General features: G+C 61.5%; 19 protein-coding genes and 1 tRNA gene. 12 read left to right on the top strand and 8 right to left on the bottom strand.

What is annotated here, in order from left to right; all coding sequences use genetic code 11:
• The first annotated feature begins 63 nt into the window (after window positions 1-63).
• Genes PG897_RS03315 through PG897_RS03305 form a run of 3 tightly spaced genes read left to right on the top strand, consistent with a single transcriptional unit; the run spans window position 64 to window position 4809 of the window.
• Window positions 64-1986 (top strand): PrkA family serine protein kinase, encoded by a 1923-nt coding sequence (locus PG897_RS03315; RefSeq protein WP_005300364.1) that lies wholly within the window; start codon window positions 64-66, stop codon window positions 1984-1986.
• Window positions 1987-2009: 23 nt separating this feature from the next.
• Complete coding sequence (locus tag PG897_RS03310; protein WP_270828733.1) at window positions 2010-3281, top strand: YeaH/YhbH family protein; 1272 nt, start codon at window positions 2010-2012, stop codon at window positions 3279-3281.
• 10 nt (window positions 3282-3291) lie between these two features.
• Window positions 3292-4809 (top strand): SpoVR family protein, encoded by a 1518-nt coding sequence (locus PG897_RS03305; RefSeq protein WP_010634124.1) that lies wholly within the window; start codon window positions 3292-3294, stop codon window positions 4807-4809.
• Between the two features lie 65 nt (window positions 4810-4874).
• Here the strand turns inward: PG897_RS03305 and fadR are convergent, their stop codons facing one another.
• The gene (gene fadR, locus PG897_RS03300; RefSeq protein ID WP_010634125.1) at window positions 4875-5588 is read right to left on the bottom strand and encodes a fatty acid metabolism transcriptional regulator FadR; all 714 of its coding nucleotides are present in this window, start codon (window positions 5586-5588) and stop codon (window positions 4875-4877) included.
• Between the two features lie 333 nt (window positions 5589-5921).
• Between fadR and nhaB the strand changes: the two genes are divergently transcribed.
• The gene (nhaB, locus tag PG897_RS03295) at window positions 5922-7502 is read left to right on the top strand and encodes a Na(+)/H(+) antiporter NhaB (protein WP_005300353.1); all 1581 of its coding nucleotides are present in this window, start codon (window positions 5922-5924) and stop codon (window positions 7500-7502) included.
• An 86-nt stretch (window positions 7503-7588) separates the two neighbouring features.
• Window positions 7589-8110, top strand: coding sequence for a disulfide bond formation protein DsbB (dsbB, locus tag PG897_RS03290; protein ID WP_005300350.1), 522 nt, complete (start codon window positions 7589-7591; stop codon window positions 8108-8110).
• Between the two features lie 249 nt (window positions 8111-8359).
• On the opposite strand, the gene PG897_RS03285 is transcribed toward dsbB, so the two are convergent.
• The 3 genes from PG897_RS03285 to uvrB form a co-directional block, all read right to left on the bottom strand.
• Window positions 8360-9013: a DedA family protein gene (locus PG897_RS03285; RefSeq protein WP_010634126.1), complete on the bottom strand. Its 654-nt coding sequence runs from the start codon at window positions 9011-9013 to the stop codon at window positions 8360-8362.
• Window positions 9014-9179: 166 nt separating this feature from the next.
• The gene (locus PG897_RS03280) at window positions 9180-9437 is read right to left on the bottom strand and encodes a YkvA family protein (protein WP_010634127.1); all 258 of its coding nucleotides are present in this window, start codon (window positions 9435-9437) and stop codon (window positions 9180-9182) included.
• Window positions 9434-11446 carry an excinuclease ABC subunit UvrB gene (gene uvrB / locus PG897_RS03275; protein ID WP_010634128.1) on the bottom strand — a complete coding sequence of 671 codons (2013 nt, stop codon included), beginning with the start codon at window positions 11444-11446 and terminating at the stop codon, window positions 9434-9436. Before uvrB ends, PG897_RS03280 begins: the two co-directional genes overlap by 4 nt.
• Before the next feature lie 135 nt (window positions 11447-11581).
• Between uvrB and PG897_RS03270 the strand changes: the two genes are divergently transcribed.
• The 6 genes from PG897_RS03270 (at window position 11582) to PG897_RS03245 (ending at window position 19089) form a co-directional block, all read left to right on the top strand.
• Window positions 11582-11657: transfer RNA gene (locus PG897_RS03270), tRNA-Asn, on the top strand.
• Between the two features lie 774 nt (window positions 11658-12431).
• Window positions 12432-14117: an aspartate:alanine antiporter gene (locus PG897_RS03265; protein ID WP_010634129.1), complete on the top strand. Its 1686-nt coding sequence runs from the start codon at window positions 12432-12434 to the stop codon at window positions 14115-14117.
• 196 nt (window positions 14118-14313) lie between these two features.
• Window positions 14314-15831 carry a lytic transglycosylase F gene (locus PG897_RS03260; protein ID WP_024941552.1) on the top strand — a complete coding sequence of 506 codons (1518 nt, stop codon included), beginning with the start codon at window positions 14314-14316 and terminating at the stop codon, window positions 15829-15831.
• Window positions 15832-16062: 231 nt separating this feature from the next.
• Window positions 16063-17028, top strand: coding sequence for a tripartite tricarboxylate transporter substrate binding protein (locus tag PG897_RS03255; protein ID WP_024941554.1), 966 nt, complete (start codon window positions 16063-16065; stop codon window positions 17026-17028).
• A 57-nt stretch (window positions 17029-17085) separates the two neighbouring features.
• On the top strand, window positions 17086-17547 hold the full coding sequence (locus PG897_RS03250) for a tripartite tricarboxylate transporter TctB family protein (RefSeq protein WP_024941555.1): 462 nt from the start codon (window positions 17086-17088) through the stop codon (window positions 17545-17547).
• 9 nt (window positions 17548-17556) lie between these two features.
• Entirely contained in the window at window positions 17557-19089 is a 1533-nt protein-coding gene (locus PG897_RS03245) for a tripartite tricarboxylate transporter permease (protein ID WP_024941556.1), read from the top strand.
• 78 nt (window positions 19090-19167) lie between these two features.
• Here the strand turns inward: PG897_RS03245 and PG897_RS03240 are convergent, their stop codons facing one another.
• The 4 genes from PG897_RS03240 to PG897_RS03225 all read right to left on the bottom strand — a co-directional run bounded on the left by PG897_RS03240 (window position 19168) and on the right by PG897_RS03225 (window position 24423).
• Window positions 19168-19833 carry a response regulator gene (locus PG897_RS03240; protein ID WP_017780091.1) on the bottom strand — a complete coding sequence of 222 codons (666 nt, stop codon included), beginning with the start codon at window positions 19831-19833 and terminating at the stop codon, window positions 19168-19170.
• The gene (locus PG897_RS03235; protein ID WP_024941557.1) at window positions 19834-21417 is read right to left on the bottom strand and encodes an ATP-binding protein; all 1584 of its coding nucleotides are present in this window, start codon (window positions 21415-21417) and stop codon (window positions 19834-19836) included.
• Complete coding sequence (locus PG897_RS03230) at window positions 21414-22625, bottom strand: ROK family transcriptional regulator (protein WP_005300317.1); 1212 nt, start codon at window positions 22623-22625, stop codon at window positions 21414-21416. The genes PG897_RS03235 and PG897_RS03230 overlap by 4 nt, the downstream gene beginning before the upstream one ends.
• A gap of 130 nt (window positions 22626-22755) precedes the next feature.
• Complete coding sequence (locus PG897_RS03225) at window positions 22756-24423, bottom strand: methyl-accepting chemotaxis protein (protein WP_005300314.1); 1668 nt, start codon at window positions 24421-24423, stop codon at window positions 22756-22758.
• A gap of 119 nt (window positions 24424-24542) precedes the next feature.
• Here PG897_RS03225 and PG897_RS03220 point away from each other — a divergent pair, with 119 nt between their 5' ends.
• Complete coding sequence (locus PG897_RS03220; RefSeq protein WP_322111627.1) at window positions 24543-25010, top strand: YchJ family protein; 468 nt, start codon at window positions 24543-24545, stop codon at window positions 25008-25010.
• The last annotated feature ends 31 nt before the right edge of the window (window positions 25011-25041 follow it).

Below are 25041 nucleotides of genomic sequence, written 5' to 3'. Positions count from 1 at the left end.
TAAACAGAACAAAAGTAGTGATCCACTCTTTTCAGGGTAAGCGACTATAACGAGGGCAAAGTTATGGGCATCTTCGAGCATTATCAACAGCGATATGAGAAAGCCAGGGAAGAGGAATACAGCATCCAGGAGTTCCTGGATATGTGTAAACAGGACAAGTCCTGCTACGCCTCTGCCGCCGAACGTCTGCTGACCGCCATCGGTGAGCCTGAGATGGTCGACACCTCTGCCAATCCCAGACTCAGTCGTCTTTTTTCCAACCGCGTCGTGGCACGCTATCCCGCCTTCAAAGACTTCTACGGCATGGAAGAGGCCATCGAGCAGATCGTCTCCTATCTCAAACACTCCGCCCAGGGGCTGGAAGAGAAGAAACAGATCCTCTATCTGCTGGGCCCGGTCGGCGGCGGTAAATCCTCGCTGGCAGAAAAACTCAAATCCCTGATGCAGAAGGTGCCTATCTATCGCATCAAGGGGTCACCGGTCAACGATCACCCCTTCTGCCTGTTCGACATTGAGGAAGATGGCGAGCTGCTGGAAAAAGAGTACGGCATCCCGCGCCGCTACCTGCGCCCCATCATGTCCCCCTGGGTCGCCAAGCGGCTGCACGAATTTGGTGGCGACATCACCAAGTTCAAGGTGGAGAAGGTCAACCCCTCCATCCTCGACCAGATTGCCATCGCCAAGACAGAACCGGGCGATGACAACAACCAGGACATCTCCTCTCTGGTCGGCAAGGTGGACATCCGTATGCTGGAGCACTTCGCCCAGGATGACGCCGACGCCTACTCCTACTCGGGCGCGCTGTGCAAGGCGAACCAGGGGATCATGGAGTTCGTCGAGATGTTCAAGGCGCCCATCAAGGTGCTGCACCCGCTGCTGACCGCCACTCAGGAGGGGAACTACAACGGGACCGAGGGGCTCTCCGCCCTCCCCTTCGACGGCATCCTGCTGGCTCACTCCAACGAATCCGAGTGGCAGCAGTTCCGCAACAACAAGAACAACGAGGCCTTCCTCGACCGGGTCTACATCGTCAAGGTGCCTTACTGCCTGCGGGTGTCGGAAGAGGTGAAGATCTACGAGAAGCTGTTGGTCAACAGTGAGCTGACCGATGCCAAGTGCGCGCCGGGAACCCTGGAGCTGCTGGGTCAGTTCTCCGTGCTGTCGCGCCTCAAGGAGCCGGAAAACTCCAGCATCTACTCCAAGATGCGGGTCTATGATGGCGAGAGTCTCAAAGACACCGATCCCAAGGCGAAGAGCTATCAGGAGTACCGCGATTACGCCGGCGTCGACGAGGGGATGAATGGCCTCTCCACCCGCTTCGCGTTCAAGATCCTCTCCCGCGTCTTCAACTTCGACCACGCGGAAGTGGCGGCCAACCCGGTACACCTCTTCTATGTGCTGGAGCAGCAGATCGAGCGCGAGCAGTTCCCGCAGGAGCTGCACGACCGCTACCTTGAGTTCATCAAGGGCTATCTGACCCCGCGCTACGTGGAGTTCATCGGCAAGGAGATCCAGACCGCCTACCTCGAGTCCTACTCCGAGTACGGTCAGAACATCTTCGATCGCTATGTCACCTACGCCGACTTCTGGATCCAGGATCAGGAGTACCGTGACCCCGAGACCGGCCAGCTGTTTGACCGCGCCTCCCTCAACAGCGAGCTGGAGAAAATTGAAAAACCCGCCGGGATCAGCAATCCGAAGGATTTCCGCAACGAAATCGTCAACTTCGTGCTGCGTGCCCGCGCCAACAATGCAGGCCGTAACCCCAACTGGACCAGTTACGAGAAGCTGCGCACCGTGATCGAGAAGAAGATGTTCTCCAACACGGAAGAGCTGCTGCCGGTTATCTCCTTCAACAGCAAAACCTCGGCCGAGGAGCAGAAGAAGCACGATAACTTTGTCGAACGGATGATGGAGAAAGGCTACACCCGCAAACAGGTGCGCCTGCTCTCCGAGTGGTATCTCAGGGTACGCAAGTCATCCTGACCCTGACTGTTCAAGGGGGAGTTATGGCGCATTTTATCGACCGCAGGCTCAACGGCAAAAACAAAAGCGCTGTCAATCGGCAGCGCTTCATCCGCCGCTACAAGAAGCAGATCAAACAAGCGGTCTCTGATGCTGTCTCCAAGCGCAGCATTCAGGACGTGGATACCGGCGAGAGCATCAGCATCCCGACCAAGGACATCGGCGAGCCCCATTTCCATCAGGGGCAAGGCGGTAAACGGGAGATGGTGCACCCCGGCAACGATCAATTTGTCTCCGGCGACAAGATTGACCGCCCCAAGGGAGGAGGTGGTGGTCAGGGCTCCGGCGAGGGGCAGGCTTCCAATCAGGGAGAGGGGGCGGACGACTTCGTCTTCCAGATTTCCAAGGATGAGTATTTGGACCTGCTGTTTGAAGATCTGGAACTGCCGAGGCTGCAAAAAACCCAGCTCAATCAGCTGATGGAAGTCAAAACCTACCGGGCGGGTTACACCTCCAACGGGGTGCCCGCCAACATCAACGTGGTGCGTTCACTGCAAAACTCGCTGGCCCGCCGCATGGCGCTGCAGGCGGGCAAGAAACGCCAACTGCACGAACTGGAGGATCGTCTCGCCCTGTTGGCCGCCGATCCTACCGAACACTTTGCGGAGATGGCCCAGCTCGAAAAAGAGATCCGTGAGCTGAAGAGACGGATCGATGCGGTGCCCTTTATCGACACCTTCGATCTCAAGTTCAACAACTTCGTCAAGCGGCCCGTGCCTTCCAGCCAGGCGGTGATGTTCTGCCTGATGGACGTGTCAGGCTCCATGGATCAGGCCACCAAGGAGATGGCCAAGCGTTTCTATATCCTGCTCTATCTGTTCCTGAGCCGGACCTACAAGAACGTCGAAGTGGTCTACATCCGTCACCACACCCAGGCCAAGGAAGTGGACGAGCACGAATTTTTCTACTCCCAGGAGACGGGCGGCACCATCGTCTCCAGTGCGCTCAAGATGATGAACGACATCATTAACGAACGTTACCCCGCCAACCAGTGGAACATCTACGCGGCACAGGCGTCAGATGGTGACAACTGGGCCGACGACTCGCCGCAGTGCCGGGAGATCCTGGTGCTGGACATCATGCCGCGGGTGCGGTACTACTCCTACATCGAGATCACCACCCGCGCCCACCAGACCCTGTGGCACGAGTATGAGTCGGTCGCCAGCCAGTTCCCCCACTTTGCGATGGAGCATATTCGCAAGGTCGAGGATATCTATCCGGTATTCCGGGAGCTGTTCAAGAAGCAAGCGGCTTGAGGGAGGTCATATGGTAGAAACCGCAAGAAAAGTAGCGCCGCTGGACGATGGCCCGGACTGGAACTTCGACCTGCTGGACATTTACCATCAAGAAATAGCCCGGGTCGCCAAATTCTATCGACTGGACACCTACCCCAACCAGATAGAGGTGATCACGGCGGAGCAGATGATGGATGCCTACTCCAGCGTCGGCATGCCCATCGGTTATCAGCACTGGTCATTCGGCAAGCGCTTCATCCACACCGAGCGCAACTACAAGCGTGGCCAGATGGGGCTGGCCTACGAGATCGTCATCAACTCCGATCCCTGCATCGCCTATCTGATGGAGGAGAACACCATGCCGATGCAGGCCCTGGTGATGGCCCACGCCTGCTACGGCCACAACTCCTTCTTCAAGAACAACTACCTGTTCAAGGCCTGGACCGATGCCTCTTCCATCATCGACTATCTGCTGTTTGCCAAGAACTACATCACCGAATGCGAAGAGAAGCACGGCATCGACGCGGTGGAGAAACTGCTCGACTCCTGCCATGCGCTGATGAACTTCGGGGTGGATCGTTACAAGCGGCCTCAGAAGATCTCCATGGCCGAAGAGAAGCGACGCCAGAAGGCACGGGAAGACTATCTGCAAACCCAGGTCAACGAACTGTGGCGCACCCTGCCCAAACAGCACAAGGCCTCCGGGGTGGAAGACCGCCGCTACCCTGCCGAGCCACAGGAGAACATTCTCTATTTCATCGAGAAGAATGCCCCCCTGCTGGAGCCCTGGCAGCGCGAGATAGTGCGCATTGTGCGCAAGATCAGCCAGTACTTCTACCCCCAGAAACAGACCCAGGTGATGAACGAAGGGTGGGCCACCTTCTGGCACTACACCATCCTCAACCACCTCTATGACGAGGGCAAGATAAGCGATCGCTTCATGATCGAGGTGCTGCACAGCCACACCAACGTGGTCTATCAGCCCCCCTACAACAGTCGCTACTACTCGGGGATCAACCCCTACGCCCTCGGTTTTGCCATGTTCACCGATCTGCGCCGCATCTGCGAGCACCCGACCGAGGAGGACAGATACTGGTTCCCCGACTACGCCGGCAGCAACTGGGTGGAGACGCTGCATTTCGCCATGCAGAACTTCAAGGACGAGAGCTTCATCAGCCAGTTCCTGAGTCCCAAGGTGATGCGCGACATGAAGCTGTTCGCTATCGATGACGACGACCTGAAGAACTACCTGAAGGTCTCGGCCATCCACAATGATGAAGGCTATCGTCAGGTGCGCAATACCCTGTCAGCCCAGTATAACCTGAGCAATCTGGAGCCCAACATCCAGGTCTACAACGTGGCGGTGAAGGGGGATCGCTCCCTCACCCTGCGCTATGTGCCACACAACCGGATCCCGCTAGGGGACTCCCGTCACGAGGTGCTCAAGCATCTGCACCAGCTGTGGGGTTTCGACGTAATACTGGAGCAGGACAATGGCGAACTGCCTCCCGACATCATCGGGCGCTGCCCGGAGAAGAAGCCGCTCTGATCCCCCTCACCTTGCAGCCATAAAAAACGCGCCAATCGGCGCGTTTTTCTTGCATCAGAGCAGGCTCAGTTGTCGCACAGATTGCTCGGCATGTCCTGGCGCAGGCGGGTCCAGAGTCTGCCGGACTCGATGCCGTATTGGCGCACCGTCATGAACACGGCCTCGTGATTCTTGGTCTCGGCCAGGTTAAGCAGGGTCTTGTAGTAGGCATCCGCGGTTTCACGCGCCTGCTTGTCGGAGAAGTAGTAGCGGCCAACCCGGCTGTACAGCCCTTTGAAACCGTTCAGGATCAAGGCGTAGATGGGGTTGCCCGAGGCGAACGACAGCTGATGGTGCAACCGGTAATCAAAGTCGGCATAGGCTTCGGCGCTGTTCTCCACCTCGGCGGCGCCGCGCAGGATCTCGGCGGCCTGCTCCGGGTTGTTGCGGATCGCGCCACGAATGAAGATGGTGCAGATGTTGGTACGCGCCGACAGCAGCTGAGCCACCAGATCCGGTACCTTGTCCTGATCGAGGCGAGCCAGGGTCTCCAGAATGTTGAGTCCCGAGGTCTCCCAGAAGTTGTTCACCTTGGTCGGTTTGCCATGCTGGATGGTGAGCCAGCCATCGCGGGCCAGACGCTGCAGCACTTCACGCAAGGTGGTTCGGGTCACGCCAATCAGCTCGGACAGCTCGCGCTCGGCCGGCAAGATGGATCCTGGAGGAAAGCGATTGTTCCAGATGGACTCGATGATGTATTCCTCGGCAAACCCTGCGGGGCTCTGCGCTTTTATGACCATGTAGTGACTCTGTTGTAGTACGTAAAAAAGGCTCACGAATAATAGCAAAGCAGGGAGGGCTGGCAAGCAGAAGGTCAGTCCTCTGCTCACATCAGCGGGTGATTTTGTTAAAAAAATGTATTTAAGCCGGCAATAGGTGCCAGCCAACCCCTGGATTGCCCATAAAACCACCATACTCATGGGCAAGCGCGACTATGTTATTTATAGTTAATGCTCTTTTTGATTAAAATCATGAGGAATCAATCTGATAAGGGACAACATCCGGATGTTCTGGTCGAGCCTGTCTTGACTGCATAGACGCAGATACCAACCACAAAACAGAGACCCATTATTATGCCAATCAGCTTAGGGCAAGCCTTTGCCAGGAACTTTCTGGGCAACGCCCCCCAGTGGTACAAGGCCGCTATTCTTCTATTCCTGCTGATCAACCCGATCGCCTTTTATCTCGATCCCTTCATGGCCGGCTGGCTGCTGGTCGTCGAGTTCATTTTCACCCTGGCCATGGCCCTCAAGTGCTATCCGCTGCAACCCGGCGGCCTGTTGGCCATTGAGGCAGTGCTGATCGGCATGACCTCGGCACAGCAGGTAAAACACGAACTGGTCGCCAATATCGAAGTGCTGCTGCTGCTTGTCTTCATGGTGGCCGGCATCTACTTCATGAAGCAGCTGTTGCTCTACGTGTTCACCAAGCTGCTGATCCGGATCCGCTCCAAAACGATGCTATCCCTGGCGTTTTGTCTGGTCTCCGCCTTCCTGTCAGCCTTCCTCGATGCCCTCACCGTGATTGCCGTGGTGATCAGCGTCGCCACCGGCTTCTACGCCATCTATCACAAGGTCTCCTCCGGCAAGGAGTTTGGCCACTCCCACGATTACACCGATGATGGCACCGTCAACGAGCTCAATCGTCAGCACCTGGATGACTTTCGCGCCTTCCTGCGCAGCCTGATGATGCATGCCGCCATCGGTACTGCCCTCGGTGGCGTCTGCACCCTGGTGGGAGAGCCCCAGAACCTGATCATCGGTGAACAGGCCGGCTGGAATTTCGTCGAATTCGCCATTCGCATGTCTCCGGTCACGGTTCCGGTGTTTATCTGCGGTCTGCTGACCTGCGTCCTGGTCGAAAAGTGTCGCTGGTTTGGCTATGGCGCCAAATTGCCGGACGCGGTACGTCGCATCATGGAGGATTACAACCGTTATGAAGAGGCCGAGCGCACCGCTCAGGACAAGGCCAAGCTGATCGTGCAGGCGGTGATCGCCCTCTGGCTCATTCTGGGGCTTGCCCTGCACCTGGCGGCGGTGGGTCTCATCGGTCTGTCGGTCATCGTACTGGCCACCTCCCTCACCGGCATCACCGAAGAACACTCCCTCGGCAAGGCATTCCAGGAGGCACTGCCCTTTACCGCCCTGCTGGCCGTCTTCTTCAGCGTGGTCGCCGTTATCATCGATCAGCAGCTGTTCAAGCCGGTGATCCAATGGGTACTGGCGGCCGAGCCGGACGCCCAGCTCGCGCTCTTCTATCTGGCCAACGGCCTGCTCTCCATGGTCAGTGACAACGTCTTCGTCGGCACCGTCTACATCAACGAGGTGAAGACCGCCCTGCTCAACAATGCCATCAGCCGCGAGCAGTTTGAGCTGCTGGCGGTGGCCATCAACACCGGTACCAACCTGCCGTCGGTAGCCACCCCCAACGGCCAGGCCGCCTTCCTGTTCATGCTGACGTCGGCACTGGCGCCGCTGCTGCGCCTCTCCTACGGCCGGATGGTGTGGATGGCGCTGCCCTATACCCTGGTGCTGGGTCTGGTGGGTTTCTTCTCGGTGGAGTTTCTGCTCGGCCCGCTCACCGACTGGTACTATCAGGCCGGCTGGCTGACGCTCGACAACGCCGCGCCTGCGGTACTGTCCGCACTCTACTGAGTGCCATGAGGGCCCGCCAGGGCCCTTTCTTTTTGGCCCCTGCTCTGCTCTAATTCAGCCACTGTTTTTTCTGTGAGATCAACCAGATGATAGAGTTTCTGCGACGTATAGCCGCCCATCGCCTGGCATGGGGCCTGCTTGCAGCCTCCGCCCTGTTCCTCGAGTTGAGCGCCCTCTTCTTCCAGCACGTGCTGGGTCTGCATCCCTGCGTCATGTGTATCTATGAGCGGCTTGCCACCCTCGGGGTCCTCATGGCGGCGCTGCTCGGCATGGTGGCTCCGCAGAAATGGTATGTGCGCTGGAGCGCCCTGCTGATGTGGGGCGCCAGTGCCTTCTGGGGCCTAAAACTGGCGCTCAAGCATGTGGATTATCAGGTAAACCCCTCTCCCTTCAATGTCTGCGAAGGGTTTGTCGACTTCCCGAGCTGGGCACCGCTGGATCAGTGGATCCCCTGGATGTTCTTCCCGGATGGCGACTGCAGCGAGGTCAGCTGGCAGTTCCTGAGCTTCTCCATGCCCCAGTGGCTGGTGGCCATCTTCGCCGCCTACCTGCTGGTGTTCGTGGTGGTGGCCATCGGCAACCTGGTCAAGGGGCGCTGCTGCAACTAGGTCGGAGCAACATCATCCGTCGCGAAAAGGGAGCCAGTGGCTCCCTTTTTCATGAAGATAGCGGGTGGCACCTTGCCCCCTGATATCGTTCTTCAATGTCTCGCTCCCCTGCCAGCCATCCTGGTGACCGCTTGCTCGCCTACTAGCCTTTTCTCCTGGCTCATCAGTGAGAAATCAGCAATCAGAACCATGCTCAAACAAAAAAGGGAGCCTGCGGCTCCCTCTCATGACACGGCCAACAAGGCTGACTCAGGAAGCCACCTTGCCGGCGTTGAGCTTGGCTTTCACCATGCCGATCACCATGGGCAGCAGCGAGATGCCGATGATGCCGAAGATGAGCAGGGTAAAGTTCTGCCGCACCACCGGCAGGTTGCCGAAAAAGTGGCCGGCGTAGACGAAGGAGATCACCCACAAGAGCCCCCCCACCAGATTGAACGCCAGGAAGCGCGGATAGGTCATGGCCCCCATGCCCGCCACGAAGGGGGCGAAGGTGCGCACTATGGGCAGGAAGCGGGTGATGATGATGGTCTTGCCGCCGTGTCTGGCGTAGAAGGCGTGGGTCTTGTCCAGATAGTCCCGCCGGAAGATCTTGGAGTCCGGGTTGTGAAACAGCTGCTCACCGAAGAAGTGGCCTATGGTGTAGTTCACCACGTTGCCGAGCACGGCGGCGATGATCAACACGGCCGCCAGGGTGTGCACGTCCAGCACGCTGCCCACGGTGAGGGCACCGGCGGCAAACAGCAGGGAGTCACCCGGCAGGAAGGGGGTGACCACCAGTCCGGTCTCGCAGAAGATGATAAGAAACAGGATGGCGTAAACCCAGATACCGTAGTTTTCAAACAGCTCTTTCAGATGCACGTCAACGTGCAGGATAAAGTCGATTGCAAAGAGGATCAGATCCATTTTTCCATACTCATGATGTGAACGGCGTGGAGTCTACGCCAATGCCAGGCAAGCCACAATCGCTGTGGACTGCCTCCTGTACTCGCCGCTTGGCGTCGCTCGAATGAAACCGTTTATCCCGCCTCGGCCTCCCCCCGACATCGCAAACCTGTCGTGCCCTGACCGCTCAGGAGACGCTCTCCAGATCCTTGCGCACCGGCGCCGGCAGACAGCGCTCCCAGCCCCACAGGAGGAGCAACAACAGGGTGGCATCATCGAGCCAACCGACCAGCGGCACCAGGTCGGGCACCAGATCCGCCGGGCTGATGCCGTAGAGCAGCACCAGGATCACCAACCCCCTGGCCCACCAGGGAGTGGCAGGATGGCGAAAACCCTGATAGAGGCGACGCAGGCGCCGCCAGATGAGCCAGCGTCGGGCGCTCATGACTCGATCAGCTCGCCGCGCAGCCGCTGGATCTGATCCCGCAGCGCCGCCGCCTGTTCGAACTCCAGATCTCGCGCATGCTGGAACATCTGCTCTTCCATCCGTTTGATCTCCTTGGCGATCTCGCTGGCGGAGCGGGCGTGGTACTCCCCTTGCGGCTCGGCGGCCTTGCGACTCCCCTTGCCGGCCTTGCCCGCCGTGCGGCTGCCCCCCATGTCCATCACATCGCCGACGGACTTGTTGAGCCCCTTCGGCGTGATGCCGTGCTCTAGGTTATGGGCGTGCTGCAGGGCGCGGCGCCGTTCAGTCTCTTCAATCGCCACCTTCATGGAGTTGGTGATGGTATCCCCGTAGAGGATCACCTTGCCGTTGAGGTTGCGCGCCGCCCGGCCTATGGTCTGGATAAGCGAACGGGTGGAGCGCAGAAAGCCCTCTTTATCAGCATCCAGGATGGCCACCAGGGAGACCTCCGGCATGTCGAGGCCTTCGCGCAGCAGGTTGATGCCCACCAGCACGTCGAATTTGCCCAGACGCAGGTCGCGGATGATCTCCACCCGCTCCACGGTATCGATGTCCGAGTGCAGATAGCGCACCCGCACCTCGTGATCCGCCAGGTATTCGGTCAAGTCCTCCGCCATCCGCTTGGTGAGAGTGGTGACCAGCACCCGCTCCTCCACCGCCACCCGCTTGCGGATCTCGGAGAGCAGATCGTCCACCTGGGTGCTGACCGGCCGCACTTCCACCTCGGGGTCAAGCAGACCGGTGGGGCGCACCACCTGCTGCACCACATCGCCGCCGGATTTGTCCAGCTCGTAGGGGCCCGGGGTCGCCGAGACGAACACCGTCTGCGGCATCAGGGCCTCGAACTCGTCGAACTTGAGCGGCCGGTTGTCCAGCGCCGACGGCAGCCGGAAGCCGTACTCCACCAGGGTCTCCTTGCGGGACCTGTCCCCTTTGAACATGGCGCCGATCTGCGGAACGGTAACGTGGGATTCGTCGATGATCAGCAGACCGTCCCCCGGCAGATAGTCGAACAGGGTGGGCGGCGGCTCCCCCGGCGCGCGGCCGGAGAGGTAGCGGCTGTAGTTCTCGATGCCGGAGCAGTAGCCCAGCTCCTGCATCATCTCCATGTCGAACTGGGTGCGCTGGCTGATGCGCTGCTCCTCCACCAGCTTGTTGAGGGACAACAGCTGCTCGCGCCGCCCCTTGAGCTCCTCCTTGATGTGCTCGATGGCCCCCAGGATGGTCTCGCGCGGGGTGGCGTAGTGGGTCTTGGGGTAGATGGTGTAGCGCACCACCGTCTGCTCGATGGCGCCGGTCAGCGGATCGAACAGGGAGAGCCGCTCCACCTCTTCGTCAAACAGCTCTACCCGCAGGGCCAGCTTGTCCGACTCGGCGGGATAGATGTCCATCACCTCCCCCCTTACCCGGAAGGTGCCGCGCTGGAAGGCCATGTCGTTGCGGGTGTACTGCAGCTCGGCGAGGCGGCGCAATATGTCCCGCTGGTTGATCACATCCCCCACTTTGAGGTGCAGCATCATGCTGAGGTAGGCTTGCGGATCCCCCAGGCCGTAGATGGCCGACACCGAGGCAACGATCACCACGTCACGCCGCTCCAGCAGCGCCTTGGTGGCCGACAGCCGCATCTGCTCGATGTGATCGTTGATGGAGGCATCCTTCTCGATGAAGGTGTCGGTGGTCGGCACATAGGCCTCGGGCTGGTAGTAGTCGTAATAAGAGACGAAATACTCCACCGCGTTGTCGGGGAAGAACTCCTTCATTTCCCCATAGAGCTGGGCCGCCAGGGTCTTGTTGGGAGCCAGGATCATGGTGGGACGATTGAGGGTCGCGATGACGTTGGCCATGGTGAAGGTCTTGCCCGAGCCGGTCACCCCGAGCAGGGTCTGATGGGCGAGGCCAGACTCGATACCGTCGAGCAGCTGGGCGATGGCCCTCGGCTGATCCCCGGCGGGTTGAAACTGGCTGGCCAGCTTGAATAACTTGCTCATGACGACTCCCGGCAAAAATACGCAAGAGCAGAAGTGTACTCCGAGATGGGGTGGCCTGGGTATCCACTCTGGCAGCAGAAGCGGCTATTGACCTCGAAATGCGACCTCTGTATGATGCTCCTCCTTGCCTGATGTTCCCCCGTAGTTCAGTCGGTAGAACGGCGGACTGTTAATCCGTATGTCACTGGTTCAAGTCCAGTCGGGGGAGCCAATTCCTCACCATCTCGGTGCAAGTTATCCACTTTAGTGCTTTCCTCTACCAATTTTAATGCACAAGCCGCACCCTGCGGTGACCTCTCCCTTTTTGTCCCCCATCCGCCTCGACAGCGTTTTGTTCTGCTGCGCGTAACTATTTGATTTTTATAGAAACAATCTTTATCCGGTATTTTTTGAACAGCCCTTGCAGCCCAGTATTGGCGCGGGCTACAGCCTGATCACCAAGTTTCATGAACAGGGTTATCCACAGTTTCTGTGGGTAAGTAGGCCAAAGCCAATGACGGCCTAGGCTGGCAGGCCATTGCCGGCAAGGCCGGCACGTTTGACTCGCCCACCTCATTTTCTGCTGTTTTTGCCGCGCCCCCCGAATGGGTCGCCAGTGCTCCCATCAGATGCTTTTTACAGATATCTTTTCGCCATCCCGCCACAGATGGGTCACCCTGCACGGGCGGGCCGCGACCAACCGCCAGACTCATCCCATCCCCATTAGTCAAAAATGCTGCCAGAGAGCCAAATCGACCGACCAAACAGCAGAGCGTAAAATTTCAAGCAGCCCCCAAAGACGAGGATCACAGATAGCAGGAATCACTAATTGACAGCGGGGCTGGCAGAGGGAAATAGAGGTCATTGCCGCAGGTGCCCCCCAGTTACCCTCATGACCCCGAGGGCGGTGGCGGGTTAGTACCGATTAATGCGCCTTTGACGCTTCTTTATTGGTGAGGGATCCGGCACAATGTCGGCCCCACTTTTTTCCTCGGTTTTTCCGGGCATGACCATAGATTTCGTGACACTGCTACATCAAAGCGACTCCCTGCTGCTGTTCGTGGTACTGGCCTTCGGCCTGCTGCTCGGCAAAGTCAGGGTCGGCAACTTCCAGATAGGCAACACCATAGGCGTGTTGTTCACCGCCCTGCTGTTCGGCCAGATGGGCTTCGAATTCAGCACCACCACGGAGAACGTCGGCTTCATGCTGTTCATCTTCTGCGTGGGGATCGAAGCGGGGCCGCACTTCTTCAGCGTCTTCCTGCGCGACGGCATCCACTACATCACCCTGACCCTGGTGATCCTGCTGACCGCCCTCTTCCTCACCGTGGGACTGGCCAAGTTCTTCAACCTGGGGCCGGGCATGGCCGCCGGCATCCTGGCCGGTTCGCTCACCTCGACCCCGGCGCTGGTGGGGGCCCAGGATGCCCTGCGCAGCGGCCTGCTCAACCTCCCCCATCAAACCGACATGCAGTCGGTGCTCGACAATATGGGCATCGGCTATGCCCTGACTTACCTGGTAGGACTGGTGGGCCTGATGATGGTGGTGCGCTACCTCCCCTCGCTGGCACGGCTCGACCTCAACACCGAGGCGCAGAAGATCGCCCGCGAGCGCGGTCTCTCCGACAACGAGAGCCGCAAGACCTACCTGCCCATCATCCGCGCCTACCGGGTCGGCCCCGAGCTGGCGGCCTGGATCGGCGGCCGCACCCTGCGCGAGACCGGCATCTATCCTCACACCGGCTGCTACGTGGAGCGGATCCGCCGCAACGGCATCCTGGCGAGTCCGGATGGTGACGCCGTCATCCAGGAAGGGGACGAGATCGCCCTGGTGGGCTACCCCGAGAGTCACGAGAAGCTCGACGTCAACTACCGCAACGGCAAGGAGGTGTTCGACCGCAACCTGCTTGACCTGCAGATCGTCACCGAAGAGATCGTGGTGAAGAACGACGCTGTGGTGGGCCGCCACCTGGTGGAGCTCAACCTCACCGAGAAGGGCTGCTTCCTCAATCGGGTGGTGCGCTCCCAGATCGAGATGCCGTTCGATCGCAACATCATGCTGCAAAAGGGCGACGTGCTGCAGATCAGCGGCGAGAAGCAGCGGGTCAAGCTGCTGGCCAACAAGATCGGCTTCATCAGCATTCACAGCCAGACCACGGATCTGGTGGCCTTCACCACCTTCTTCGTGCTGGGCCTGCTGATTGGCTCCGTCTCCCTGGTGTTCGGCCAGCTGGAGTTTGGCCTCGGCAACGCCGTCGGCCTGCTGCTGGCGGGGATCCTGATGGGCTACCTGCGCGCCAACCACCCCACAGTGGGTTATGTGCCGCCGGGCGCCCTGCGACTGGCCAAGGATCTCGGCCTTGCCGTCTTCATGGTGAGCACCGGCCTCAAGGCGGGGGGCGGCATCCTGGATCACCTGAGCGAAGTGGGGATGGTGGTGCTCTTCTCCGGCATGCTGGTGACTACCTTGCCGGTGCTGGTGGGCTACCTGTTCGGCGTCTGGGTGCTGAAGATGAACCCGGCCCTGTTGCTCGGCGCCATCACCGGGGCCCGTACCTGCGCCCCGGCCATGGACGTGGTGAACGAGGCGGCCAACAGCTCCATCCCGGCGCTCGGCTATGCCGGCACCTATGCGGTGGCCAACGTCATGCTGACCCTGGCAGGCTCCTTCATCATCGGCTTCTGGTTCTAGCGCCGACCAAGTACCCTCAAAGGGGAGCCACTGAGGCTCCCCTTTTTATTCTCTGCTCTGTTCCCCACTTCCCCGCTGCCTGCCCTCTCATCGGATAGGGCCTATGGTGCTATCCACCCCCCGCCGAGCAAACCCAATGAGCTAAAGCGCCCGCCCCATGCCGCTTACACTCAATGAAACAGACGAGGGCAGTATCATGACGCGGTTATGGATCCTCCTCCTGTGCGGACTGCTGTGCGGCCCGCTGCAGGCCGCAACGCCAGCGCAGGCCGACGCTGAACCGGCCGCACTGACGTTCAACAGCGACCAGCTGGCCCAGCCCCAGCTTGGCGATCTCGATGCCATGCTGGCACGGCGCTCCATCCGGGTGCTCACCACCTACAACAAGACAGGTTACTTCATCGACAAGGGGATACAGCGGGGCGTCACCTACGACGCCTTCATGTTGCTGGAGAAGCGGCTCAACGAGCAGTTGCGCAAGCAAAAGAACCTCAAGCGCCATCTCAAGCTGCACCTGATCTTCATCCCGGTGGCGCGCGAAGCCCTGCTGGATGCCCTCATCGCGGGCAAGGGTGACATCGCCGCCGCCAACCTCACCATCACGGACAAGCGCAAGGAGCAGGGCGTGGCATTCACCGCCCCCCTGCTCGACAACGTGCGGGAGCTGCTCATCTCCGGCCCCCTCTCCCCCAAGGTGGAAAGTGCCGCCGACCTGGCCGGCCAGCGCATTTACGTGCGCCCCTCCTCCAGCTACTTCGAGAGCCTCATGGCCTACAACCAGGCACTCAAGGCGGCGGGAGAGCCGCTCATCGACATTCAGCCGGCCCCCGAGGCACTGGAGGACGAAGATCTGGTGGAGATGGTCAACGCCGGCCTGCTCCCTTTCATCGTCATGGACGAGCACAAGGCCCGGTTCTGGCAGAAGATCTTCCCCAAGGTCACCATCCACGACGACCCCGTGTTCCGGGAGGGGGGCATCATCGCCTGGGCGGTGCGCAAGGAGAGCCCGCAACTGCTGGCCATGCTCAACGAACAGATCAAGGCGCTGCGCGGCAAGGCGACCGGGGACGAGCTCCTCGCCCGTTATCTCAAGCAGAACAAGTTCGTCAAGAGCGCCGCCGCCGAGGCCGAGCGCAAGAAGTTTCTGCAGGTGGTGGATCTGTTTCGCGCGTATGGCGAGAAATACGAGGTGGACTGGCTGCTGATGGCAGCCCAGGGTTACCAGGAGTCGGCCCTCAACCATCAGGCGCGCAGCCACGTCGGCGCCATCGGCATCATGCAGATCATGCCCGCCACCGGCAAGGGCCTGAAGGTGGGCGACATCCGCCAGCTTGAGCCCAATATCCATGGCGGCGTCAAATACATGCGCTGGATGATCGACCACTACTATGCGGACGAGCCCATGACCGCCCTCGACAAGGCGCTCTTCTCGTTCGCCTCCTACAATGCCGGTCCCGCCCGGGTGGCACGGCTGCGCACCGAGGCCAAGAAACGAGGACTGGATCCCAACGTCTGGTTTCACAACGTCGAGTACGTGGCGGCGGAGAAGATAGGGCCCGAGACCGTGACCTACGTGGGCAACATCTACAAGTACTACATCGCCTACAAGCTGGTAGTGGAGCAGTTGCAGCGCAAGCAGCAGGCGAGCGAGGCCCTCAAGCAGCAGGGAGCCAGCGGCGACCAGGTCTCCGCCGCCCCCGCATCACAGGGATAAGTCAGCCCCCTCTTTCGCGAGGCTCCCCTTCTGACGGGGAACCTCGCGCCTTTTCAGCCGGAGGCGCAGTGCAACCTGCCCCCTTCCGGCCTGCCATGAGCGAGCAGTACTCCCTGTCGTGACCAGAATGAACAAAATGGCCACAACAGCCTTAATAGCCATTACGGTCAGATTGTTTTCCAGCCAGACATGATTAATTAACCTTCCTGCAACAATCACAAGGAGAGCACCATGTTGCAAGGAACCTTCAAGCGCCCCCTGATCGGTAGCCTGCTCGCACTGAGCTTCGGCGCCCAGGCCCAGATCAACGAAGTCCACTTCCTGATCCCGGGTGGCGCCGGCGGCGGCTGGGATACCACGGCCCGCGGCACCGGTGAAGTGCTGGCCAAGTCCGGTCTGGTCAAGACCGTCTCCTATCAGAACATGTCCGCCGGTGGCGGCGCCAAGGCCATCGCCCACCTCATCGAGACCTCGGCCCAGTCCGACAAGACTCTGATGGTCAACTCCACCCCCATCATCGTCAAATCCCTCTCCAAGGAGCTGCCCCAGTCCTTCCGTGATCTGACCCCGGTGGCCGCCATCATCGCCGACTACCAGGCGCTGGCGGTCAAGGCGGACTCCCCTTATCAGAACTGGGCCCAGCTGCTGGCCGCCTACGAGGAGAACCCGGCCAAGGTGAAGATCGCCGGTGGCTCGGCCCGTGGCAGCCTGGATCACCTGGTCGCCGCCCTGACCTTCAAGAACGCCGGTGCCGACGCCAGCAAGCTGCGCTACGTCGCCTACGATGCCGGCGGCAGCGCCATGGCCGCCGTGCTGGCCGGGGAGACCCAGGCCATCTCCACCGGCTTTGGCGAGGCGATGGAAGCGGTCAAGTCGGGCCAGATGCGGATCCTCGGGGTCACCTCGGACAAGCGCCTGCCAGGGGCGGAGCAGATCCCCACCTTCAGCGAGCAGAACAACCCCACCGTCTTCGCCAACTGGCGCGGTTACTTCGCCTCCCCCACCATCAGCCCGGAAAAGTCCGCCGAGTTTGCCGCCCTGCTCAAGCAGATGTACGACAAGCCGGAGTGGGAAGTGGTCCGCAGCCGCAACAGCTGGACCAACCTCTACAAGTCCGGTCCCGAGTTCACCGCCTTCCTCGACGGCCAGGAACAGCAGATCGGCGGCCTGATGCGCGAGCTCGGCTTCATCAAGTAACCCTCGTTGTCACATCGCAGGCGGGCGCAGGCCCGCCGCTCATGTTGGAGTCAAGAGATGAACATCACCAAGGAGCGACTGGGGGGCCTGCTGTTTCTGCTGCTCTCCCTCGCCTATGGCTATTACGCCACCGAGATACCGGGCTACCCCGGCGACGAATACGAACCCTTCACCGCCAGTACCCTGCCCTATGCCCTGGCCGGGATCGGGGCGCTGCTCTCCCTGCTGCTGGTGCTCTTTCCCGGGGGTGAGCCCCTGCGCCGGGAAGAGGGGGATTGGCGCCGGGTCTTTATCCTGCTCGGGCTCATGGTCATTTACGGACTGGGGCTCACCTGGTTTGGCTTCGTGCTCTCGACCATCGCCTTCCTGAGCGTGGGCATCCGGGTACTGGGTGAGCCCAGCCTGCGCTACGGCCTGATGATCAGCGTCCCCTTCTCCATCGGTTTCTGGACCCTGCTCACCAAGGGGCTCAACGTCTATCTGGAGCCGGGTCGCCTGTTTACCCTGCTCGGTTTCTAAGGAGTCACCATGTTAGACGGAATCTTGCAAGGACTCGGCACCGCACTGCTGCCGGTCAACCTGATGATGGTGGTGCTTGGCTGCTTCATCGGCACCTTTATCGGCATGCTGCCGGGCCTTGGCCCCGTCACCGCCATCGCCCTGATGATCCCCATCACCTATGGCCTGGATCCCTCCTCCGGCATCATCCTGATGGCCGGCGTCTATTACGGCGCCATCTTTGGTGGCTCCACCTCCTCCATCCTGATCAACGCCCCCGGCTGCTCCGCCACCGTGGTCACCGCCTTCGACGGCTACCCCCTGGCCTGCAAGGGACAGGCGGGCAAGGCGCTGGCCATCGCCGCCTACGCCTCCTTCACCGGCGGTACCCTCTCCGCCATCATGCTGATGGTGGCAGCGCCCCTGCTGGCCAAGGTCTCCCTCTCCTTCCAGTCGGCGGACTACTTCGCCCTCATGGTGCTGGGGCTCTCCGCCGTGGCAGCCTTTGCCGGCAAGGGGCAGGTGCTCAAGGCGCTGATCATGGCGCTGTTTGGCATCATGATCTCCACCATCGGCATCGACCGCAGCGTCGGGGTGGACAGGTTCACCTTCGGCCTGCCGGACCTGCGTGACGGCTTCTCCTTCCTGCTGCTGGCCATGGCCACCTTTGCTCTGGCGGAGATCCTGATGGCGGTATTGCGCCCCGGCAAGGACAACAGCGAGGAAGAAGCCAGGCAGATGCAGCAGCTCGGCAGCCTCAAGCTCAGCAAGGAGGAGGTCAGGGAGATAGCGCCCCCCATCGCCCGCTCCTCGGTGCTGGGCTTTCTCATCGGCGTGCTGCCGGGGGCCGGCGCCACCATCGCCGCCTTCATGGCCTACGGCGCCGAGCGCAACATCGCCGGCAAGCAGCGCCAGGAGCAGTTCGGCCAAGGCAGCCTGCGCGGTCTAGCCGCGCCGGAAGCGGCCAACAACGCCGCCTCCACCGGCTCCTTCGTGCCCCTGCTGACCCTGGGGATCCCGGGATCCGGCACCACGGCCCTCATCCTGGGCGCCCTGGTGGCCTACGGCATCCAGCCGGGCCCGCGCCTCTTCATGGAGCATCCAGACGTCTTCTGGTCGGTGATCATCTCCATGTACCTGGGCAACGTGGTGCTGTTGATCCTGAACCTCCCCCTCATCCCCTATCTGGCCAAGGTACTGGCGGTGCCGCGCCCCGTTCTGATCCCCATGGTGCTGCTGTTCTCCCTGACCGGGGTCTATCTGGTCTCCTTCAACACCATGGACATCCATGTGATGACCCTGGTGGCGCTGATCGCCATCGGCCTGCGCCTGCTCACCTTCCCCATGGCCCCCATGCTGCTCGGCTTTATCCTGGGGGGCATGCTGGAGGACAACCTGCGCCGCGCCCTGGTGATCAACGACGGCTCCCTGAGCTTCCTGTGGGAGCGCCCCATCACCCTGGCCTTCACGCTGATCACCCTGGTGATGCTGCTGTTGCCGCTCTGGCAGTGGTGGCAGGCACGCCGCGCACCGGCTGCCACCCTGCAATCCGAGCCAAGCTGAGTTGGCGGATCTCACACAGCAAAAGAGCGCCGACAGGCGCTCTTTTTATTGGCAAGACAGGATGGGGAGTTACGCCAGTCAGGGCTGGCGATAACGCCGCTCCGGCCGGCCGACGGTGCCGTACTCCAGCTCCGGACTCGCCAGTTGCTGGCCCACCAGAAACTCCAGATAGCGGCGCGCCGTGGTGCGGCTCACCCCGACCCGGCCGCCGATCTCCTCGGCGCTGGCTCCTTGCTGGGTCAAGGCCGCCAGCACCCGCTGCAGGGTGAGGCCGTCGATCCCCTTGGGCAGGCCACCCGCCGCCACCTGCTGCAACGGCGTGCCAAACAGGGCGTCCACCGCCTGCTGATCGATGTCCGCCAGGGCCGCCAGGGCGGCGCGGCTCTGGCAATATTTGTCGAGGGTGTCGCGCAGCCGCTCGAACACCACGGGCTTCAAGATGAAATCCACCACCCCGAGCCGCATCGCCTCCTGCAGGGCACCGGCCTCCCGCGCCGCGGTGAGCAGGATGACGTCCAGACTCGCCCCGGCCTGGCGCAGCTCGCGCAACAGGGCAAACCCCTCGCCATCGGGCAGCCAGACATCCAGCAGCACCAGATCGGGCTTGAGGATGGCGATCTGCTCCCTGGCATCAAACAGGGTGAGCGCCACCCCCAATACTTCGAAACCTGCCAGCCGCTGCACGAAGCGGCGGTGGATCTCGGCGATGGCCGGATCGTCCTCGACGATCAGGATCTTGATCACTCACACCTCCTTGGGAATGTAACAGACGACGCAACTTCCCTGCGCCGTGGCTTCGATGGTGATCTGCCCCTGCAGGGCATCCAGGGTCTTGCGCACCAGAGAGAGGCCGATGCCGTGATCCGGCTCCGCCTTGCTGCTCACCCCCCGCTCGAACAGCCGATCCGCCAGCGCAGGATCGATGCCGCCGGCCCCGTCTTCCACCTCCAGAATGAGATCCTGGCCGAGATCGCTCAGGGCCACCCGCACCGGCTGGTAGGGGGCGCCGTGGCGGCGGGTCGCCTCGAAGGCATTGTCGATGAGGTTGCCGAGCACAGTCACCAGCTGGGAGCCGCTGACGCGAAGGGGGATGTCGTGCAGGCGAGAATCCGGGTCCACCTCCAGCACCAGCCCCAGCTCGTGGGCCCTGTGGTACTTGCCGAGCAGCAGGCCGGCCACCTTGGGCTTGGCGATGGCAGTCAGCAGGAAGTTGAGCAGGCTCTGCTCGGTGGCCGCCTCCCGTCCGATGAAGGCGAGCGCCTCGCTGGTGGCGCCCAGCTCGATGAGCCCGGCGATGGTGCCGAGCTGGTTGTGGTGTTCGTGGGTCTGCACCCGCAGCAGATCGCTGTAGGCCTGCACCTGGGAGAGCTGGGCACTGAGTTCGGCCAGCTCGTCCTTGCGCCGAAAGCTCGACACCGCGCCGATCAGCTTGCCGTCCCGCACCAGCGGCAGCCGGTTGACGATGAGGGACTGGCCGTTGAGCACAATTTCTTCATCAAACTGGGGGCGCGGATCCTGAATGAGGGAGAGCATGCGGCTCTCCGGCAGCAGCCGGGTGACCGGCTGGCCGATGGCGGCCCGGGCGGTGGCTTCATCCAGACGCAGCAAGCGGATGCCATTGGGGTTGAGGGAGGTGAGCCGCCCCTGCTCGTCGATGGTGAGGATCCCCTCGCGCACGGTGCGCAGGGTGCAGTCGAGTTCGGTGTAGAGACGCCCCATCTGTTCGGGCTCGAAGCCGAGCAGCGCCCGTTTGTAGCGGCGTGCCAACCAGGTGGCGGCCAGGCTGTTGAGCAGCACGATGAGCAAGGTCATGGCGAGACCGAAATGCAGAAAACCCTGCAGATCCGCCTCGATATCCCGCACCAGATAACCGACCGAGACCACCCCGATGATCTGGCCGAGCTCATCGCGGATGGGGCTCTTGCCACGCACCGAGACCCCGAGGGATCCTTGAGCGCGGGAGATGTAGGACTCCCCCTGCAAGGCCCGTTGCGGGTCATCCCCCATCATGGGCTGGCCGATGCGATCCGCATTGGGGTGCACCAACCGGCGCGCCTCCTTATCGCCGACGACGATGTAGCTGGCACCGACCTCGGCGCGGATCCGCTCCACCAACACGTTAAGGCGGGCGGTGTCGGCCCGTTTCACCCCGGCGATGACGCCGGACTCTCGCGCCACCAGTCGCGCCACGTCGAGGGCCTGATCCCCTACCTCTCGGTAGCGCTGCTCGGACACATAGTAGTAACTGGCCCCGCTCAGCAGCACCAGTTGCAGCAGACTGACCAGACAGAGCATGAGCAGGATGCGTCCTTGCAACCCCAGCCTCATGCCTCCTTGTCGCCTCGCAACAAGTCGAGCAGCAGGCTGCCGTCGCGCAGGGCCTTGTGCACCTGTACCGAGGTGGGCTTGGTGGGATCTTCGTAGAAGTGGGTGGATTCGATCTGCAGGCGCACCAGGTATTCGGCCGGCAACTGGCTGGCCAGCGACTGGTGCAGCATGGGGAACAGCAGCCGATCGGCGCGGGTGATCTCCCCCCCCAGCAGCAACTTGCCCGGATTGAGCAGACAGATGAGGTTGGAGAGCACCCGGGAGAGCCGCCCCGCCGCCTGATGGAGGATGTCCTGACAGAGGCTGTTGCCCGCCAGCGCCAGCTCGCACAGCTCGCGAATGGTGACGCTCTCGGGCAAATCGTGCTCCTGCATCCGCTCGCGCAGATCCCGGTATTGCGCCTCCAGCGCCTGATTGGTCACCAGGGTGCAGGCACAGCCGAAGCCGCCGCAGTAGCAGCGCTGACCGTAGGGCTCGAGCTGCAGGTGGCTGAGATCGCCGAGCAGTGCGTTCTCGCTCTCGATGAGCTGGCCGTTGACCACCATGCCGACCCCGATGTCGTTGTGTACGAACACCAGCACCGCATCGGCGCAGTTCTTGGCGGCTCCCCACTCACGCTCGGCCTGGATCCAGGTGCGCACGTCGCCGCTCACCAGCACCGGCACCGCGAAAGCCTCCTGCAGGGTCGGGCCGAGCGGCCAGTTTCGCAGATCGTAGAAGGGAAAGTGCTTGACCATGCCGGAGTGGCGCTCCACCTGCCCCGGCAGGCAGAGGGCGATGCAGGCGAGACGCAGCGCTTTTTTGGGCAAGAAGCCCTCGATGGCCCGCACCAGGCTGGCCAGCAGGTCGGCGCGCTCCCCTTCGCTGAACACATGGCGATGGCGAGCGAGGGAGCGACCGGCCAGGTCGAACAGCGCCATGTCCACATAACCGCGCCCAAGGCGCATGGAGAGAAACTGGAAGCGGCGCTCGTTGATGCGCAGCAGGGTCTGGCGGCGACCGCGCCCCACCGAACTCTCGCCGCAGGTGACCACCAGACCGCCGTCCAGCAGCTCGCGGGTGATCTTGGTGATGCTGGCAGGCGAGAGACCGGTCAGGCGGGAGAGATCGGTACGGGACAGCTCCTTGTGCTCCTCCAGGCTGGCGTAGACCAGGCCATAGTTGAGCTGACGGATCAAATCGATACTGCCTTTCACGATCTCATTCATAGGGTAAGGGGCAACAGCTGACACAGAGGGCGACAATTTTCACACATTATTGATCAATCCCCAAATAAAGTGCGGTCTGAACCGGGGGTCAGGCCGCATCTTGTGAGGGATATTCCCTCTTGTCATCCCATCAGTAGCGGAACTGGGAGACCAGCTTGCGTAGCTTGTCCCCGGTGCTGGCGAGATCGCGGGTGGTGCTGTTGGATTCGACCGCCGCATCGGTCAGCTCGCTGACGATCTGCTGAATGGCCACCAGGTTCTTGTTGATCTCCTCGGAGACCGCATGCTGCTCCTCGGCGGCGGTGGCGATCTGGATGTTCATGTCGTTGATGGTGCTGACCGCCATCACCATGCTGTCGAGGGAGGTGGCGATGTGGCTCGCCTCCTGCACCGTTTCCTGGCTGCGATCCTCGCTGGCCTGCATCACGTCAACCGCCTGTTTCACCCCGCCCTGCAGACGCTGCAGCATCTCGTTGATCTCCTTGGTGCTCTGCTGGGTGCGACCGGCCAGCGAACGGACTTCATCCGCCACCACCGCGAAGCCGCGTCCCTGCTCGCCGGCCCGGGCCGCCTCGATGGCCGCGTTGAGCGCCAGCAGGTTGGTCTGCTCGGCAATGCCGCGAATGACCTCAACCACGGATCCTATCTTGGCGGTCTCCTGCGCCAGCTGCTCGATGACGCCGGAGGCGGTGTGCACCTCGCCCACCAGCCGGTTGATGCTGTTGATGGCGGTGCCCACCACGCCGCGGGCAGCATCGGATTCGCGCGCCGCATCGCTGGTGGCGGTAGCGGCGTTGGAGGCGCTGGCCGCCACTTCCTGGGCGGTGGAGCTCATCTCGGTCACCGCGGTAACCACCTGATCCGTCTCCCGGCTGTGGCCGTGCATCTGATGGTCATAGTGCTCGCTCAGGTGGTGCAGCTTCTCCACCGCGCTGAACAGGTGATTGCTGGTCTCCCCCACCTGGCTCACTACCGACTGGATCCGTGCCACGAAACGGTTGAAGGCGGTGGCCAGCTGACCAATCTCGTCGTGGCTCTGTACCTTGAGGCGCTGGGTCAGATCCCCCTCCCCGTCGGCGATGTCGTTGAGGGCCGATACCGCGTCCGCCAGCGGCCGGGTGACCCGGTTGCCGATCACCACGGTGGCGGCCAGGGTCACCCCCAGAATGACCAGAATGAGCAGCACGCTGCTCTGCAGCGAGTCACGCATGTTGCTCTCGCGTACGGTACGCAGCGCCGCCAGCTCGTTGTCGATGTCGTCGATATAGAAACCGGTGCCGATGATCCACTGGTATTTGTCGAGTACCAGGTTGAAGGAGAGTTTGGGGGCGTCCCGACCGATGGAGGGCTTGGCGGTCCAGTATTCGGAGAAACCATCCCCCTGGCGCGCCGCCTTGACGATCTCCTGGATCAGCAGCTTGCCCTTGGCATCCTTGTCTTGCCAGCGGTTCTTGCCCTCCATCTCGGGACGGGGAGGCAAGAGTATCGCCGTGCCCTGAAAGTCATAGACGAAGAAGTAGCCGTCGCTGCTGTAGCGCAGTGGACGCAGCATCTCGATCACCTGCTTGCGCACCGCCGGGCTGTCCGGCTGGCTGTAGACGGCATCGATGGCCGTCTTGGCCAGCATCAGATAGCTGCTGAGTAGTTCCTTGCGATCCTTGATCGCATTCTCCCGCGCCACCACCAGATCGGCTTCCAGATCACTCTTTGCAATCATGTAGTTGCTGAGATTGACCACCAGGGCCATCAGGAGCACGGGGACGGCTCCCAACAACAGGATTTTCTGCTTTAGCGTCATCTTTTACATCCTTGCAGCTGTTTTTATGAGTGTTCCGTTCCTACCAGACCAGTATAGGATGCTGGTCGACGGGGACCCGCTTTCGCTACAATCCCCGCCCTCTATCTCTATCGACTCAGATGGCCAGTCACATGAACAAATGCCCTTGCAGTTCAACTCTTTCTCTCGATTTGTGCTGTGGATCACTGCACCAGGGGGCCGCCCCCCAGACCCCGGAGCAGCTGATGCGCTCGCGCTACAGCGCCTTCGTGCTGGGACTGGGGGAGTATCTGGTACACAGCTGGCACCCTGACTATCTGAACGGGCTGACCGCGGAGCAGCTCTCCCAGACCGACACCCAATGGGACGGGCTCGAGATCCTCGCCAGCCAGGGCGGCCCCGCTGACACCCTTGGCATGGTGGAGTTCAAGGCCTGGTTTATGGAGGGTGAAGAGCGCCACTGCCTCCATGAGCGATCCCGTTTCGTACGCCATCAGGGGCGCTGGGTCTATACCGATGGCGAACAGGATCCGGCACCGCTGCGGGTGGGGCGCAACGACCCCTGTCCCTGTGGCAGCGGCAAGAAGTTCAAGAAGTGCTGCGGCTGAGCGCCGTGACTCGTGTCGACAGAGGGGGCCC

This window comes from Aeromonas sp. QDB20, from assembly GCF_027707805.1.
In the GTDB taxonomy this organism is placed as follows: Bacteria; Pseudomonadota; Gammaproteobacteria; order Enterobacterales; family Aeromonadaceae; genus Aeromonas; species Aeromonas dhakensis.
The sequence above is the reverse complement of the archived record's forward strand: the minus strand, read 5'-3'. Positions and strand labels throughout refer to the sequence as shown.